Annotated in this window: 15 protein-coding genes and 1 pseudogene; 14 read left to right on the top strand and 2 right to left on the bottom strand. The window is 65.2% G+C overall.

Going from position 1 to position 14,543, the window contains the following annotated elements; all coding sequences use genetic code 11:
• Positions 1–187: 187 nt before the first annotated feature.
• Positions 188–442, bottom strand: a complete 255-nt coding sequence (locus JOY90_RS06530) for an adenylate/guanylate cyclase domain-containing protein (RefSeq protein ID WP_291690331.1) — start codon at positions 440–442, stop codon at positions 188–190.
• A gap of 96 nt (positions 443–538) precedes the next feature.
• Here JOY90_RS06530 and JOY90_RS06525 point away from each other — a divergent pair.
• The 4 genes and pseudogenes from JOY90_RS06525 to JOY90_RS06510 all read left to right on the top strand — a co-directional run.
• Positions 539–718, top strand: a pseudogene (locus JOY90_RS06525) (oxidoreductase); the annotation flags it as partial.
• Positions 719–725: 7 nt separating this feature from the next.
• On the top strand, positions 726–986 hold the full coding sequence (locus JOY90_RS06520) for a hypothetical protein (protein WP_291690330.1): 261 nt from the start codon (positions 726–728) through the stop codon (positions 984–986).
• A 158-nt stretch (positions 987–1,144) separates the two neighbouring features.
• Positions 1,145–2,401 (top strand): ABC transporter substrate-binding protein, encoded by a 1,257-nt coding sequence (locus JOY90_RS06515; RefSeq protein ID WP_291690329.1) that lies wholly within the window; start codon positions 1,145–1,147, stop codon positions 2,399–2,401.
• 106 nt (positions 2,402–2,507) lie between these two features.
• Complete coding sequence (locus JOY90_RS06510) at positions 2,508–3,815, top strand: MFS transporter (protein WP_291690328.1); 1,308 nt, start codon at positions 2,508–2,510, stop codon at positions 3,813–3,815.
• Between the two features lie 5 nt (positions 3,816–3,820).
• Here the strand turns inward: JOY90_RS06510 and JOY90_RS06505 are convergent, their stop codons facing one another.
• The gene (locus tag JOY90_RS06505) at positions 3,821–4,441 is read right to left on the bottom strand and encodes a hypothetical protein (RefSeq protein WP_291690327.1); all 621 of its coding nucleotides are present in this window, start codon (positions 4,439–4,441) and stop codon (positions 3,821–3,823) included.
• Between the two features lie 110 nt (positions 4,442–4,551).
• Between JOY90_RS06505 and JOY90_RS06500 the strand changes: the two genes are divergently transcribed.
• The 10 genes from JOY90_RS06500 (at position 4,552) to JOY90_RS06455 (ending at position 14,369) form a co-directional block, all read left to right on the top strand.
• Positions 4,552–5,211: a TetR/AcrR family transcriptional regulator gene (locus tag JOY90_RS06500; protein ID WP_291690326.1), complete on the top strand. Its 660-nt coding sequence runs from the start codon at positions 4,552–4,554 to the stop codon at positions 5,209–5,211.
• A 111-nt stretch (positions 5,212–5,322) separates the two neighbouring features.
• A complete protein-coding gene (locus tag JOY90_RS06495) occupies positions 5,323–6,255 on the top strand; it encodes an aspartyl/asparaginyl beta-hydroxylase domain-containing protein (RefSeq protein WP_291690325.1) in 933 nt (310 codons plus the stop codon).
• Between the two features lie 167 nt (positions 6,256–6,422).
• Positions 6,423–6,800 carry a rhodanese-like domain-containing protein gene (locus tag JOY90_RS06490; protein ID WP_291690324.1) on the top strand — a complete coding sequence of 126 codons (378 nt, stop codon included), beginning with the start codon at positions 6,423–6,425 and terminating at the stop codon, positions 6,798–6,800.
• A gap of 478 nt (positions 6,801–7,278) precedes the next feature.
• Positions 7,279–8,448 carry an NEW3 domain-containing protein gene (locus tag JOY90_RS06485; protein ID WP_291690323.1) on the top strand — a complete coding sequence of 390 codons (1,170 nt, stop codon included), beginning with the start codon at positions 7,279–7,281 and terminating at the stop codon, positions 8,446–8,448.
• Positions 8,445–9,434, top strand: coding sequence for an ABC transporter ATP-binding protein (locus JOY90_RS06480; RefSeq protein ID WP_291690322.1), 990 nt, complete (start codon positions 8,445–8,447; stop codon positions 9,432–9,434). Before JOY90_RS06485 ends, JOY90_RS06480 begins: the two co-directional genes overlap by 4 nt.
• Positions 9,424–10,386, top strand: a complete 963-nt coding sequence (locus tag JOY90_RS06475; protein ID WP_291690321.1) for an ABC transporter permease — start codon at positions 9,424–9,426, stop codon at positions 10,384–10,386. Before JOY90_RS06480 ends, JOY90_RS06475 begins: the two co-directional genes overlap by 11 nt.
• Before the next feature lie 257 nt (positions 10,387–10,643).
• Complete coding sequence (uxuA, locus tag JOY90_RS06470) at positions 10,644–11,840, top strand: mannonate dehydratase (protein WP_291690320.1); 1,197 nt, start codon at positions 10,644–10,646, stop codon at positions 11,838–11,840.
• 186 nt (positions 11,841–12,026) lie between these two features.
• Positions 12,027–12,938 (top strand): sugar kinase, encoded by a 912-nt coding sequence (locus JOY90_RS06465; protein ID WP_291690319.1) that lies wholly within the window; start codon positions 12,027–12,029, stop codon positions 12,936–12,938.
• Positions 12,939–12,953: 15 nt separating this feature from the next.
• Positions 12,954–13,586 carry a bifunctional 4-hydroxy-2-oxoglutarate aldolase/2-dehydro-3-deoxy-phosphogluconate aldolase gene (gene eda / locus JOY90_RS06460; protein ID WP_291690318.1) on the top strand — a complete coding sequence of 211 codons (633 nt, stop codon included), beginning with the start codon at positions 12,954–12,956 and terminating at the stop codon, positions 13,584–13,586.
• A gap of 189 nt (positions 13,587–13,775) precedes the next feature.
• Positions 13,776–14,369, top strand: a complete 594-nt coding sequence (locus tag JOY90_RS06455) for a DUF2846 domain-containing protein (RefSeq protein ID WP_291690317.1) — start codon at positions 13,776–13,778, stop codon at positions 14,367–14,369.
• The last annotated feature ends 174 nt before the right edge of the window (positions 14,370–14,543 follow it).

The following is a 14,543-nucleotide window of genomic DNA, read 5'->3' as shown; positions in this document are numbered from 1 at the left end:
TGGACAAGTCGAAAAACTAGGGGCTTGATCCACGTTCTTGTCGCGAGCCGCGGGCGGGGAGAGGTGAGGGAGACAGCAGCGCAAGCAGCGGCTGGCCGTCCTCAGTTCTTCACTCCCTCACCTCTCCCTCCGTGGTCACGCGATCTTGTTGCACGCTGTGCGAGAAAGGACTCGTGCACGGTCAGGTTCAACCTCCGGCATCCGCCGTTCCGCGCCGAGATACAGCATATACATCGACAGCAGTGGCGCGGCCGCGCAATTGCGTCGGGCCGAGCGCCTCCACGATCAGCTCCGGCGCAGGGCGCAGCAGCTGCAACAGTTCACCGGACACCAGGAGCGCACGGCGGACCTCCTTGCAATGCGCCTGCAACCGCGCGGTCACGTTCACCGTGTCGCCGAAATAGGCTACTTGGCGACGGGAATCGCCGCACTCGCCGATCACCACGGCGCCGGCATGCAGGCCGGCGCGAAACTCCGGCACCCGACCGAACTCGCGCTGGTAGCGCTCGGCACGCTGCGCGATGCGGTCCTGGATGGCGGCTTGCCAGCGGAGAGGATCGCCGAGATCGTGTTCGAGGCGCTGACGTCGGCCCGGCCCAGGGTACGCTATCAGATCACGCCCGACCCGATGCGGCATGTCGTGACCGGCTGGTTGCCCAAGCGCGTGGTCGACCGGATCATCGCCAGGCGGCTCGGCCTGATGCCGCCGGCTACGTGAGCGACCGGTGAAGACGCTCGGCAAGACCCAGGCGGAGCTGACCGTGCTCGTGGAGGCGGCGATCCGCAGCCAGCCCGGCTGCGAGACGGCGCGGGTGCCGAAGCTCCGCGGCCTGCCGCATGTGCGCCTCGGGCGGAATTGGGAGATTCCAGCCGTGCTTCTTGGCGACTGCCTGATCAGCGACATCGACAGGGCCGTGATCACGGTGCACCGCAGGCTCGGCCGGACGTTTCACCTCGTCACGAACGGGGACACCGGGCCGGCGTGAGGGGCGGGCCTGCTGAACGCGCGACAAATCGTCTCCGGCGAGGCATGCGGCCGCCCACTTCCGGTCGCCGCGTGAGATTGCTAGTCTTGGCAGCAATCAGAAAGTGCCTAGAGGAAACCGCCGATCTGCAATCGGGCCCTGCCCGAGGGGGGAAGCTCATGAAGCGCCGCCTGAGGCCGTTCATTCGCAGCCGTTTCATCCCGTCGCATCTCATTGCGAGGATTGTGCTTTCCGTAGTGCTCCTCGCCTTCGCCACGGCCCCTTCGCTGGCGCAAAAGAAATACGACACCGGCGTCACCGACACCGAGATCAAGATCGGCAACATCATGCCCTATAGCGGACCGGCGTCCGCTTACGGCATCATCGGCAAGACGATGAGCGCCTATTTCCGCATGGTCAACGACAATGGCGGCGTCAACGGGCGCAAGATCAACTTCATCTCCTATGACGACGCCTACAGCCCGCCCAAGACGGTGGAGCAGGCCCGCAAGCTGGTCGAAAGCGACGAGGTATTCCTGATCTTCGCCTCGCTCGGCACGGCGTCGAACGCGGCGATCCAGAAATACATGAACAGCATGAAGGTCCCCCAGATATTCGTCGCCACCGGGGCCTCGCGCTGGGGCGATCCCGAGCACTTCCCCTGGACCATCGGCTGGCAGCCGAACTATCGCGCCGAGGGCCGCGTCTATGCCACCTACATCCTGGAGCATTATGCCTCGGCCAGGCTCGGCGTGCTCTACCAGAACGACGATTTCGGCAAGGACTATGTGCTGGGTCTGAAGGACGTGCTGCGCGACAAATACGACAAGATGGTCGTCGCCAGCATATCCTACGAGGTCGCGATGCCGACCGTCGACTCCCAGGTCGTCGCGATCAAATCCGCCAATCCCGACATCTTCATCAACATCGCCACGCCGAAATTCGCGGCGCAGGCGATCAAGAAGATCGCGGAGCTCGGCTGGCACCCGATCCAGATCATGACCAACGTCTCGGCCTCGGTCGGGGCCGTGCTCAAGCCCGCAGGCCTGGACAATTCCCGGGGCATCCTGAGCGCCGGCTACCAGATGGACGTCACCGATCCGCAATGGGACAGCTATCCCGGCATGAAGCGGTTCCGCGCCTTCATGGCGAAATACTATCCGGAAGCCGACAAGTCCGAGAGCGGCCCGTTGACGGCCTTCAACACCTCGACCGCGCTGGTGAATGTCCTCGAGCGCTGCGGCGACAATCTCACACGGGAGAACGTGATGAAGATCGTCGCCAACATGGATTACGAGATCGATACCTACGTCCCGGGCATCCGCATCAAGACCACGCCGACCGATTTCTATCCGATCGAGCAGGTGCAGATGATGCGTTTCACCGGCGAGAACTGGCAGCTGTTCGGTCCGATCATCGACGGCCACGCGGAGTAGGGCCGACGCGGCCGGGTCTGCAACGGAGATTGATCGCAAGAACAAGCCCAATATCGGCGAGAAGCCGGGCCGGCCAAGTAAAGTCGTGTAACCTGGGGAGAAAACGATGGACCGCACGCTCGAACGCTCGACCATGCGAAAAGTCTATCTGCGCCTGCTGCCGTTCGCCGTGCTGTCCTACGTCCTCGCCTATATCGATCGCATCAATGTCAGCTTCGCGGGACTGACCATGCGCGGCGACATCGGCATGTCGGCCGGGACCTTCGGGTTTGCGGTCGGCATGTTCTACTGGGGCTATTTCATCTTCGAGGTCCCGAGCAACGTGATCCTCGAGAAGATCGGCGCCAGGATATGGATCGCCCGGATCATGATCACCTGGGGCATCCTCGCAGGAGCGACCGCGTTGGTGTCGGGCTCGACGAGCTTCGCCATCGTGCGTTTCCTGCTCGGCGTCGCCGAGGCCGGATTCTTTCCCGGCATCATTCTCTATTTCACCTACTGGTTCCCCAGCCATCATCACGCCCGCATCGTGTCGGGCTTTCTCGTCGGCCTGCCGATCGCGGTGGCGATCGGTGCGCCGATCTCGACGGGACTTCTCGGCCTCGATGGCCTGCTCGGCCTCAGGGGCTGGCAGGTCATGTACCTTGCCGAGGCGATCCCGACCGTGGTGATCGGCGTGCTCACCTATTTCGTGCTCACGGATCGCCCCGAGCAGGCCAAATTCCTGACCGCGGAAGAACGCGACTGGCTGGTGACCAAGATCGCGGCCGAACGCCGTGCCACCGAAGCGGTGCGCAAATTCTCGCTGTGGCAGGCGCTCTACAATCCGAAGGTGCTGCTGCTGGCGTTGAATTATGTCGGCATCGTCACGGCGAGTCTCGGCATGCTGATCTTCATTCCGCAGATGATCAAGTCGCTCGGCGACTACAGCAACATGACGGTCGGCTGGCTCACCATGATCCCCTATCTCTGCGGCGCGGTCGCCATGGTGATCTGGGGTCGCATCTCCGATCGCATGAACGAGCGGCGCTGGAATCTGTTCATCGGCTGCGTGTTCTCGACCGTGGGCCTCGTCATCGCGGGCCTGACGATGGGGAGCTGGTGGGCGCTGGTCGGAATGTCGATCGCCGCGATGGGCTTCTATGGCTCCAAGGGCCCGTTCTTCGCCATGCCGCCGATGTTCCTCAGCGGCGCTGGCCTTGCGGCCGGCATCGCCTGGATCAATTCGATCGGCAATCTCGGAGGCTTCTTCGGGCCCTGGTATGTCGGTGTCATGAAGGACATGACCGGCGACTACGCCGGCGGACTTTATGGACTTGCTTTGCTCGGCCTGGTCGCGGCGATCGTCTGCGCGCTGTTTCTGCACATTCCCAATCGCCTGCCATCGTCGGCGGTCGGCGCGCCGGCGGAATGACACCTTCAGCCGACGGGAGCCGTCCGGCCGGTTCGCACCGAGGCCATCGCAATCAGGCGCAGCGCCAGCACGACGAGCAGCGGAACGAGGAACAGGCCATAGAGCGGCATCGCGGGAATCCGCATGCCGAACGATACCGTGAACTGTAGCCAGAGGTAATAGCCGCCCACGAGGTGCAGGACGCGCCAGGCGTGCGGGCCGATTGCGGCGACGGCGCGATCGAACGAGGTGGCGGTCATTGCGAGAATGAAGCCGTAGCCGATGCCGCCGAAGACGTAGGAGGCCATGCTGGTCGCCGCCGCGAAGCCGGCCGGATCGGCGATCGCGAAGGCAACGATCGCAATCGCATGCAGCGCGTGCGAGGCCGCGAAGGTCACGCCGAGTTGGCGGCGATTGCGGTGCTGCCAGCGCGTGTACGCGTTGGGCCAGAGCCGTGCCAAAGCGGCTGCCGAGAACGCCAAACAGAAGAACACCAGTGAGGTCCGCGCGGTGAAGCGGATCACCATGCGGATTGCTTCGGCCTCGAAGGCGCGCATGCCGGCGATCCAGAGACACAGCGCGATGAGGATCAAGGTGAGCACGGCGAACAGCCGCCAGCCTTCGAACCAGTTCTGCCGCTCCGACATGCGCTCGATCTCCTCCTGCAATGTAATCGTCAGTTACATTTGGTTGAATCGCAAGGTCAATGGTGTAATCAATGATTACATTCACGATCGGGTGATGCTATCTTCGGGCAATGCCGACCCGTATCAAGCATTCGTCAAGCCATTCTACCGTGCCAAAACCCTATCACCACGGCGACCTCAAGCGCGTCCTGGTCGACGCGGCGCTGCGCCTTGCCGAGGAGGGCGGTGTCGACGAGGTCAGCGTGCGCGAGGCCGCGCGGCGGGCCGGCGTCTCGCCCGGTGCCCCGTTCCGGCATTTCGCGAGCCGCGATGCCCTGCTGACCGCCGTGGCGGAAGAGGCGCAGCGGCGGTTTCGCGCCGAGATCGAGATTGCGCTCGCCGGGGCGCCGGCGGACGATCCGCTGAGCTGTTTCCGCGCCTTCGGGCTCGCCTATCTGCGCTGGGCGGTGCGCAACCCGGCGCATTTCGAGATCATCTCGACCGGCCGCACGTTCGACCACGCCAGCTCGGCCGAGCTCACGCGCGACAATGCCGAGCTGATCGCGATGAGCGAGCGCATGCTGGCCGACGCCTATGCCCAGGGCCAGTTGCGTTCGGTCGAGCTGAAGACGGTGCAGATCGCAGGCCGCGCGCTGGTCTATGGCTTCGCGCGGATGGACATCGACGGGCACTTTCCGCGCTGGGGCGTGGCGCAGGATGAGATCGAGCGCATCGGCGGAGGAATCATCGATCTCTTCATCCAGGGAATAGCCCGTTTGCCCACGGCTTGACGCAATCCGGCCGGCTCCGAAATGACCGCGTGCGATATTTCCCCTGCTTGAGCGTGGGCAGCCGAACCTGCTAAAAGGCGCCACTTCAGCCGGTTCCGGGGGAACTCCGCCATGGTGATGCGACTGTTCGCGCCGCAATTTCTCGTGCTCTGGGCGTTCATCGCCTCCGCCGCAACGGTGCACTTCCGCGGCAAGGTGCGGCTCGGATTCTGGCGGCAGTTCTCCGACCATTCCACGATCATGGCGCCCTACAACTGCCTGATGTACATGTTCTCGGCGGTACCGAACCGGCCGGTGCTGGAGACCGGCATGGTGCCCGAGCTGACGCTGCTCCGCGACAACTGGCAGGTGATTCGCGAGGAAGCCGAGCTGCTGTTCGCGCAGGGCGCGATCAAGGCCGCCGACAAATATAACGATTGGGGCTTCAACTCCTTCTTCCGCACCGGGTGGAAACGCTTCTATCTGAAATGGTACGGCGCGCCGCTGCCGTCGGCGCTCGCCAACTGCCCAAAGACGGTCGAGCTGCTGAACACGATTCCCAACATCAAGGGTGCGATGTTCACCAACCTGCCGCCCGGCGGCCGGCTGGTGCAGCACCGCGATCCCTATGCGGGCTCGCTGCGCTATCACCTCGGGCTGATGACGCCGAAATCCTCCGGCGAGTGCCGCATCTTCATCGACGGCGAACCCTATTCCTGGCGTGACGGCGAAGACATCCTGTTCGACGAGACCTATCTGCATTATGCCGAGAACACCACCGGCGACGATCGGCTGATCCTGTTCTGCGACGTCGAGCGCCCGCTCAAGACCCGGGCGATGACCGCGGTGAACCGCTGGGTCTCCACGCGCATCATCAACGAGAGCGCGACCCAGAACGAGGAGGGCGAGCGTGTCGGCTGGATCAATCGCATCTTCGCCTATGTCTATCACGTGCGCCTCGCCGGCAAGCGCATGAAGGCCTGGAACAAGCGGGTCTACTACGCGGTGAAGTATCTCCTGATCGGCGGCATCATCGCCGCGTTTCTCGCGACCGCGTTCGCGTAGCGATGAAGTTACGTAGGGTGGGCTGAGCGAAGCGTGCCCACCATTTTGAAGAGGTGTTGCCGATAGAAGGTGGGCACGGCGCTTCCGGTTTCGCTCTGCGAGCTACAGCGGACGCGGTCGCGCCTTGGCCTACCCTACGCTTCGTACAGTGAGGAAAGGAGTAACCCATGGCCGTCACCGTCAAGCAGATGCTCGAAGCGGCGAACGCCGCCGTCCCCAAGATCACGCCCGACCAGGCGCGCGAGATGATCGGCAAAGGCAACACGCTGGTCGTCGACGTGCGCGACGGCACGGAGGTCGCGCAGAGCGGCAAGGTCGCCGGCGCCGTGAACGTCTCGCGCGGCATGCTGGAATTCCGCGCCGATCCCGACTCGCCCTATCACGACAAGAATTTCTCCAGGGACAAGAACGTCATTCTCTATTGCGCCTCCGGCGGCCGCTCGGCGCTGGCCGCCAAGCAGCTCAAGGACATGGGCTACCAGCACGTCTACAATGTCGGCGGCTTCAAGGACTGGGTCGACTCTGGCGGCGCGGTCGAGAAGTAGAACGCGACTCGGCGCGACGCCGGAGGGTGGGCTAAGCGAAGCGCGCCCACCATTCAAACAACGCTCTGAGCGGTGGGCACGGCGCATGCGCGCCTTAGTCGTACTGAGTCACAAGAAGACTCAAGCCATTGAATCGACTCGTCTTTGTGCAAATATGGTCGTTCTAAAAAGCTCAAGAATTTCAACGAGAGCACCACACATGTGACTTAGTACGATTAGCCCACCCTACGATTCTGCGTACATGTAAGCAGCACGTAAGACAGCGAGCGCCCGCGCTACTACGAACGATCGACGACGAACGATCGAAAACCAAAGTCTAACTGCAAAACGGGCCATTATCACCGACTTGTAACTGGCGCGGCGGAATTTCTCCCAATCATTGTCACGATTGAACCGATGATCCGGCGCGCCGCCGCCACGGTGCGACGACCGCCACAGTCGGCGTTCATCCTGACCCCGCTTTGCAGGAGTGCTTGTCATGCGAGCGCTTGCTCTCGCTCCCTTCGTCCTCTCCCTCGGATTGATCCTTCCCAACGTCCATGCGGCCGAGCCGTCGCACGACAACATCAAGGGCCTCTATCTGATGACCGACTATCCGTCGGTCACGGTCAGGCCCGGCACGACAGCGAACATTGCGCTGCGGCTGCAGAACTACGCTCTCGCGCCCGAGCAGTACAAGCTCTCGGTCACCGGCGTGCCGAGCGGCTGGACTGCGACCATGCTCGGCGGCGGACAGCCGGTCGGCTCGGCAATGCCCGCGCCCGACTCCAGCGTCGCGCTGCAGCTTCGTCTCGACGTGCCGGCGAATGCCGATCTCGCGCCGCAGACCCTGACGGTGCAGGCCGAAGGGCAGGGCAACCAGGCCTCGCTGCCAGTCGTCGTCTCGCTCGCCAAGGAGCTGCCGGCCAAGCTTTCGGTGACCGCGCAACTGCCGTCGCTGCGCGGCACCCCGAAATCGAACTTCGAATACACGCTGAGCATCAAGAACGATGCCGGTCGCGACCTCACCGCGAGCTTCGCGGCGCAGGCGCCGGCCAATTTCGAGACCTCGTTCACCGAGGCCTATGGCTCGCAGGAATTGTCCTCGCTTCCGATCCCGGCCGGCCAGTCCAAGGACGTCAAGCTGAAGGTTCGTCCGCCGAGCACGATCGACGCCGGCCATTTCCCGGTCACCGTGACGGTCAAGGCCGAGGACGCCTCCGCCAAGACCGACCTCGCGCTCGACGTCGTCGGCCAGCCGCGGCTGCAGGTCGCCGGCCGCGACGGCCTGCTCAGTGCGCGCGCGGTCGCCGCGCAGCAGACCTCGGTCCCGATCGTGGTCACCAACTCTGGCAGCGCGCCGGCCGAGAATGTCACGCTGAGCGCCTCGTCGCCGACCGGCTGGAAGGCTTCCTTCGAGCCGGCCACCATCGACCGCCTGGTGCCCGGCAAGGATGCCGAGGTGCAGGCGCTGGTGACGCCCAGCGACAAGTCGCTCGCCGGCGACTACATGGTCTCGGTCAATGCCAATGCGCGCGGCGAAAGCGCCTCCAGCCAGTTCCGCATCACGGTCTCGACCTCGACCGTGTGGGGCATGGTCGGCGCCGGCGTGATCGGCGTGGCGTTGCTTCTGATGCTGGGCGCAGTGGCGAGGTTCGGACGACGATGAGCGAGCAGCCAAACGAGGGCGCGACCGCGCCCGGCGGCGTCGTGATCGCCGCGGACGGCCTGACCAAGCGCTATGGCAAGGCGTACGCCGTCGACAACATCTCCTTCGGCATCCGGAGGGGCGAGGTGTTCGGCCTGCTCGGCCCGAACGGCGCCGGCAAGACCACCACCATCCTGATGATGCTCGGTCTCACCGAGATCTCGTCGGGCAAGGTCAGCGTGCTCGGCCATGACCCGGCGCGACAGCCGCTCGCGGTCAAAGCCCGCGTCGGCTACCTGCCGGATTCCGTCGGCTTCTACGACCAGATGACGGCGGTGGAGAACCTCGCCTACACCGCGAAGCTGATGGGCCTCGATCTGGCCGAGCGCACGCGGCGGATCGCGGACGCGCTTCTGCGCGTGCGGCTCGACGACGTCGCGCACAAGCGCGTCGCGACCTTCTCGCGCGGCATGCGCCAGCGGCTCGGGCTGGCCGAGATCATCGTCAAGAAGGCGGAGATCGCCATTCTCGACGAACCGACCTCCGGGCTCGATCCGCAGGCGACGCTCGAATTCCTCGACCTGATCCGCGAGCTCAAGGCCGAGGGCACCACGGTGCTGCTCTCCTCGCATCTGCTCGACCAGGTGCAGCGCATCTGCGACCGCGTCGCGCTGTTCAAGGCCGGCCACATCGCGATGATGGGCACGGTCGCCGAGCTTTCCGTGGGCGTGCTCGGCGCCGGTTTCGTGGTCGAGGTCGAGGCGCAAGGGACCGGGATCGCGCGCCGCCTTGCCACCATCCCCGGCGTCACCAAGGTCGAGACGGTCGCGCCCGAGCGCTTCCGCATGACCGCCGAGCGCGACGTGCGGCCCGATGCGGCAAGCGCGGTGGTCGCGGTGAACGGCGCGCTGCTCAAGCTCTCGGTCCACGAGCCGAGCCTGGAGGCGATCTACGCCCGCACCTTCCAGACCGATCCGGCGGGAGGAGGCGTGCGTCATGCGGCGTGAAGGTTCTCCGTTCCAGGGCCTCGGCACGGTCTTCGTCAAGGAGCTGTCCGACAACATCTCCAGCGTCCGCATGCTGGTGCTCGAACTGCTGATCCTGCTGACGGCGCTCGCCGCGCTGTATGGCGCGATCGACAGCCTGAGGCAGAACACGGCTGAGGACCCGTTCCTGCTGCTGCGGCTGTTCACGCTGGCGCGCGACCCGTTGCCGTCCTTCGTCGCGATCCTCGGCTTCCTGATCCCGCTGATGGCGATCGGGCTCGGCTTCGACGCCGTCAACAGCGAGCATAACCGACGGACGCTGTCGCGGATCCTGGCGCAGCCGATCTACCGCGACGCGTTGCTGATGGGGAAATTCCTCGCCGCGCTGGCGACGCTCGCGGTCAATCTCGCAGCGCTCTGGCTGATGGTGATCGGGCTCGGCCTGATCTTCCTCGGCGTCCCGCCGGGCACCGAGGAGATCGCGCGCTCGCTGGTGTTTCTGGTGGTCGCGATCTTCTATGCCGGGGTGTGGCTCGCGCTCGCGATGCTGCTGTCGATCGTGTTCCGCTCGCCGGCCACCGCAGCCCTGGTCGCACTCGGCGTCTGGCTGTTCCTCACCGTGCTGTGGCCGATGCTGGCGCCGGCCTTCGCGCAAGTGATCGCGCCGCCCGATCCGCGCTACACCGCGCTCGGCCTCGATACGCCGGACACCGGCCTCTGGTCGCTGTTCCTGATGCGGGTCTCGCCCAACGAGTTGTTCATCGAGGCGATGCAGGCGGTGCTGTCGCCGACCACGCGCACGCTGGGCGCGGTGTTCCTCGAGCAGCTCCGCGGCGCCGTCATGGGTGCGCCGCTGCCGCTTGCCGAGAGCGTGATGATCGCATGGCCGCAGATGGTCGGCCTGATCGCCGGCACCATCGTGCTGTTCGTCGCTGGCTACGTGCTGTTCCAGCGACAGGAAGTGAGGGCCTGAGCCGCGTTCAGCCTCCAACGCGTTATTGTGCCCTCCGTCCTGAGCCGGCGTCCTCCGCGCCGGCTCAGGTGCATCTGAAGTAGGATTGGCGAGTTCGGCTGACCTGTCCCGCTCGCGGCCCTTGCGGGGAGGGGGTAGTGCGGCGGCACCATGTTCGCCGTATTGCATCCCACCACTTCCCGGGAGATGAAAGACCTCGCAAGATGGTCTCAGTGCGAAGCCGTCTCGCGCTGGATTTGGTGTAGGAGAGGCATCCCATGGAACAGACCTGGCGCTGGTTCGGTCCCGATGATCCCATCACGCTGCCGCAGATCGGGCAGGTCGGCGCGTCCGGCATCGTCACCGCGCTGCATCATATCCCCTATGGCGTGGTCTGGAGCGTCGAGGAGATCGCGAAACGCCGCGACATGATCGAGGCCGACGCCTCGCTCGGCCTGCGCTGGAGCGTGGTCGAGAGCCTGCCGGTGTCGGAAGCGATCAAGCTCGGCGAGGACAACCTCGCGTCGCTGTTCGAGAACTACCGGCAGTCGTTGCGCAACCTCGCCAGCTGCGGCGTCACCACCGTCTGCTACAATTTCATGCCGGTGCTGGACTGGACGCGGACCGAGCTCGCGCATCGGCTGCCAGGCGGCGGCACCGCACTCCGCTTCGACGCCGACCGTTACGCGGCGTTCGACTGCTACATTTTGGAGCGGCCGAACGCCGAAGCCGATCACGCGTCTGACGTGCTCGATCGCGCCAGGGCGTGGATCGGCCGCGCGTCGCAGGCCGACAAGGACCGCCTGCTCGCGACCATCATGGCGGGGCTGCCCGGCGCGTTCGACCGTTACGACGTGCCGGGCCTGCGCCGCATGCTGGCGCGCTACCGCGACATCGGGCACGCCGAGCTGCGCGACAACTACGCGCGCTTCCTGCGCGAGGTGGTGCCGGCCGCGGAGGAATGCGGCGTCCGGCTCTGCGTGCATCCCGACGACCCGCCGCGCGACCTGTTCGGCCTGCCGCGGGTGGTGTCGAACGCGGACGATCTCCAGTTCATCGTCGATGCCTGCCCTTCGCCGGCTAACGGCATCACCTTCTGCACCGGCGCGCTCGGCGCGGGAGCCCAGAACGACGTGCCCGCGATGGCGGTGCGCTTCGCGCCACATGTCCAGTTCGTGCATTTGCGCAATGTCAGCAAATCGCCGGACGGCACCTTCATGGAGGCCGACCATCTTGGCGGCGACGTCGACATGGTCGCCGTGGTGACGGCGATGCTGAACGAGCAGGCGCGGCGCAAGGACGCGGGCGAGCCGGGCTGGCGGATTCCGTTCCGACCGGATCACGGCCATGAACTGCTCGACGACACCGGGCGTGGCACTCATCCCGGCTATCCCCTGATCGGCCGCCTCAAGGGGCTTGCGGAGATCCGTGGCGTCATGACCGCGGTCGCGGCGATCAACCATCTGCCGGTCTGACGGAGGATCGCCGATGAAAAGACGGCCTTTTCTTGGCCCATCCTTCGAGACGCCCGCCTGCGGCGGGCTCCTCAGGATGAGGGTCTTTCGTGCGGCGAAATCTCAGAACCTCATGGTGAGGGCGCGGCGCAGCCGCGCGTCTCGAACCATGAGGCCCAACGATTGCTGTCCTTGGTGGTCTGAGAGATGAAAGTCGCGTCCATCGGCGAATGCATGATCGAGTTCGCGCAAGGCGAGGGCGGCCTGTTCAAGCGCGGCTTCGGCGGCGATACGCTGAACACCGCGCTCTATCTGGCGCGGCTCGGCGTCGACACGTCCTACGTCACCGCGCTCGGCGACGATGCGCTGAGCGAGGCGATGCTTGCGGCGTGGCGCGCCGAGGGTATCGGCACCGATCACGTCATGCGCGTGGCCGGACGGGTGCCCGGCCTCTACATGATCGAGCGCGACGCGCGTGGCGAGCGCAGCTTTCTCTATTGGCGCGACCATGCGCCCGCGCGCGAATTGTTCGACCGCGCCGACGACGCCATGCTCGACCGCCTGTCGCGGTTCGATTGGCTCTATCTCTCCGGCATCAGCCTGTCGCTCTATGGCGAGACGGGCAGGGCGCGGCTGCGCGAATTGCTTGCCGCCACGCGCCGTGGCGGCGGCAAGGTCGCCTTCGACGGCAACTATCGCCCGCGCGGCTGGAGCGATGCGGCCGCTGCACGGGCGGCGTTCAACGACATGCTGCCGCTGGCCGATCTGGCGCTGCCGACGCTCGAGGACGAGCAGCTTCTGTTCGGCGACGCCGATGCGGAGGCCTGCATCGCGCGGCTTCGCACGGCGGGGGTTGCGGAGATCGTGGTCAAGCGCGGTGCGCTCGGCTGCCTGATCGATGCCGATCGGGATCGCGTCGATCTTGCGCCGCCGGAAGTCGTTGCGCCCGTCGATACCACCGCGGCCGGCGATTCCTTCAACGCCGGCTATCTCGCGGCGCGGATCGGCGGCGCCACGCCGCGACAGGCAGCGCTCGCCGGGCATCGTCTGGCCGGCGCGGTGATCATGTCGCCGGGCGCGGTGATCGCGCGCGAGGCGATGCCGAAAGACATTCTCTAGCGACGGAGCGTCGTCATGAAAAACCAGTCGCGATTGGCCGAGCTGTTTGCACTTGCGCCCGTCATTCCCGTCATCACCATCGAACAGGCGGCGCAGGCAGTGCCGTTGGCGGAAGCGCTGGTCGCAGGCGGCCTGCGGGTGATCGAGATCACCTTGCGCACGCCGGCCGCGGTCGATGCCGCCCGTGCGATCATCGCCGAGGTGCCCGCGGCCATCGTCGGCATCGGCACCGTGCTGACGCCTGACGATCTCGACCGCGCCGCGAAGCTCGGCGCCGCCTTTGCCATCAGTCCCGGCCAGTCGGCCGACCTCCTGCAGGCGGCAGCCTCCGGCGATCTGCCGTTCGTGCCGGGCATCCAGACCGCGTCCGACCTGATCGCCTGCGTCACGCGCGGCCATGAGCTGGTGAAATTCTTTCCGGCGATGCAGGCCGGCGGCCTCGCCATGCTGAACGCGCTCGGCGGCCCGTTCCCGCAGGTGCGCTATTGTCCGACCGGCGGCATCAGTGAGGCCAATGCGCGCGAATGGCTGGCGCATCCGAAGGTGGTCGCGGTCGGCGGCTCCTGGATCGCGTCGGCTTCCGACATCAAGACTGGCGCGTGGTCCTCGATCGAGGCGCGCGCCCGCGCGGCAAGCGGCTTGCGCTAGACAGGGCCGAGCGCCCATAAGCTGGCTGGCATGACGTGATGAAGGCGACGTCCGCTTCGTCGCTAGCGATCAAGCTCGCGTGGGGCGCAATACGTTGCGAAGACCTTGAGGCGACATCGTCGGTGTGATCCGATGCCTATTGGGTAGCAACTGGAACAATGAAATGGGCCGCCAACTGGTGGATTCCACTTGCTCGAATTTGCAACTCGTGATCTTTGCGGGCGGACGTTGAAGACCGAGGTTATGATGCGGCGGCTTGTATCGTGGGCTTTCGTGCTTTTCATTTTTGCCCAGTTCGGTGGATGGGTGTCAGTTTCCGAAGCGGCGGCCGGACCCCATCCTCGGTCGAAGGCGACGGCCGGACCGCAATCCAAGCAGCAGGTTGCACGGCTCGCGCGCTTGTATTTCTTGCGCGAGAAGGGACTTTGGGCGACTGAAGCGGGAATCAAGATCGACGGTCAACCGGTCGGTTCGGTCTCCAAGGGATTCTATTTCTCTGTCGACAGACCGCCCGGACGATACCGGATAACCTGTGTGAACCCGGTGTCGATGGACTATGAAGTCGAAGTTCAAATCGAGGGCGGACAAACCTATTACTTCGGCATCGGTGTGCCTCAGGTGGAAAAGCAGGGTCAAAACCTTCTCAACCAGGCTGTTGCCGGCAGCAGCGGGCAGCAACTGCCAGGGACGTCCCCGCTCATGTCAGCCCTTTCCGGTGCGGCCTTCTATCAGATCGACGCAGCAGAGGGCCCTGCCATCATCAGTCAGTTGAAGCCGAAATAGCGGAGATTCCGCATTGGGTCATGTTCGACGGATTCAGAAGGCCGTCGGCCGGCTGATGTCCGCCTCTGCCCGTGAGCGCCGGACCGGGCCAACGAGCGTTGCGTTTGGCCGGGAGCTCGTGACTCGCGCTTCCTGGGGCTCATATGGCGCGCTCTGAACTCGCCGACTTTGAAT

Source organism: Bradyrhizobium sp. (assembly GCF_019242285.1).
GTDB lineage: Bacteria > Pseudomonadota > Alphaproteobacteria > Rhizobiales > Xanthobacteraceae > Bradyrhizobium.
The sequence above is the reverse complement of the archived record's forward strand: the minus strand, read 5'-3'. Positions and strand labels throughout refer to the sequence as shown.

Excerpts from the sequence above, each read along its gene's own strand:
- JOY90_RS06510 (WP_291690328.1), top strand. The coding sequence starts at position 2,508 with ATGGACCGCACGCTCGAACGCTCGACCATGCGAAAAGTCTATCTGCGC.
- JOY90_RS06480 (WP_291690322.1), top strand. The coding sequence starts at position 8,445 with ATGAGCGAGCAGCCAAACGAGGGCGCGACCGCGCCCGGCGGCGTCGTG.
- eda (WP_291690318.1), top strand. The coding sequence starts at position 12,954 with ATGAAAAACCAGTCGCGATTGGCCGAGCTGTTTGCACTTGCGCCCGTC.
- JOY90_RS06495 (WP_291690325.1), top strand. The coding sequence starts at position 5,323 with ATGGTGATGCGACTGTTCGCGCCGCAATTTCTCGTGCTCTGGGCGTTC.
- JOY90_RS06475 (WP_291690321.1), top strand. The coding sequence starts at position 9,424 with ATGCGGCGTGAAGGTTCTCCGTTCCAGGGCCTCGGCACGGTCTTCGTC.
- JOY90_RS06505 (WP_291690327.1), bottom strand. The coding sequence starts at position 4,441 with ATGTCGGAGCGGCAGAACTGGTTCGAAGGCTGGCGGCTGTTCGCCGTG.
- JOY90_RS06485 (WP_291690323.1), top strand. The coding sequence starts at position 7,279 with ATGCGAGCGCTTGCTCTCGCTCCCTTCGTCCTCTCCCTCGGATTGATC.
- JOY90_RS06465 (WP_291690319.1), top strand. The coding sequence starts at position 12,027 with ATGAAAGTCGCGTCCATCGGCGAATGCATGATCGAGTTCGCGCAAGGC.
- JOY90_RS06515 (WP_291690329.1), top strand. The coding sequence starts at position 1,145 with ATGAAGCGCCGCCTGAGGCCGTTCATTCGCAGCCGTTTCATCCCGTCG.
- uxuA (WP_291690320.1), top strand. The coding sequence starts at position 10,644 with ATGGAACAGACCTGGCGCTGGTTCGGTCCCGATGATCCCATCACGCTG.
- JOY90_RS06500 (WP_291690326.1), top strand. The coding sequence starts at position 4,552 with ATGCCGACCCGTATCAAGCATTCGTCAAGCCATTCTACCGTGCCAAAA.
- JOY90_RS06490 (WP_291690324.1), top strand. The coding sequence starts at position 6,423 with ATGGCCGTCACCGTCAAGCAGATGCTCGAAGCGGCGAACGCCGCCGTC.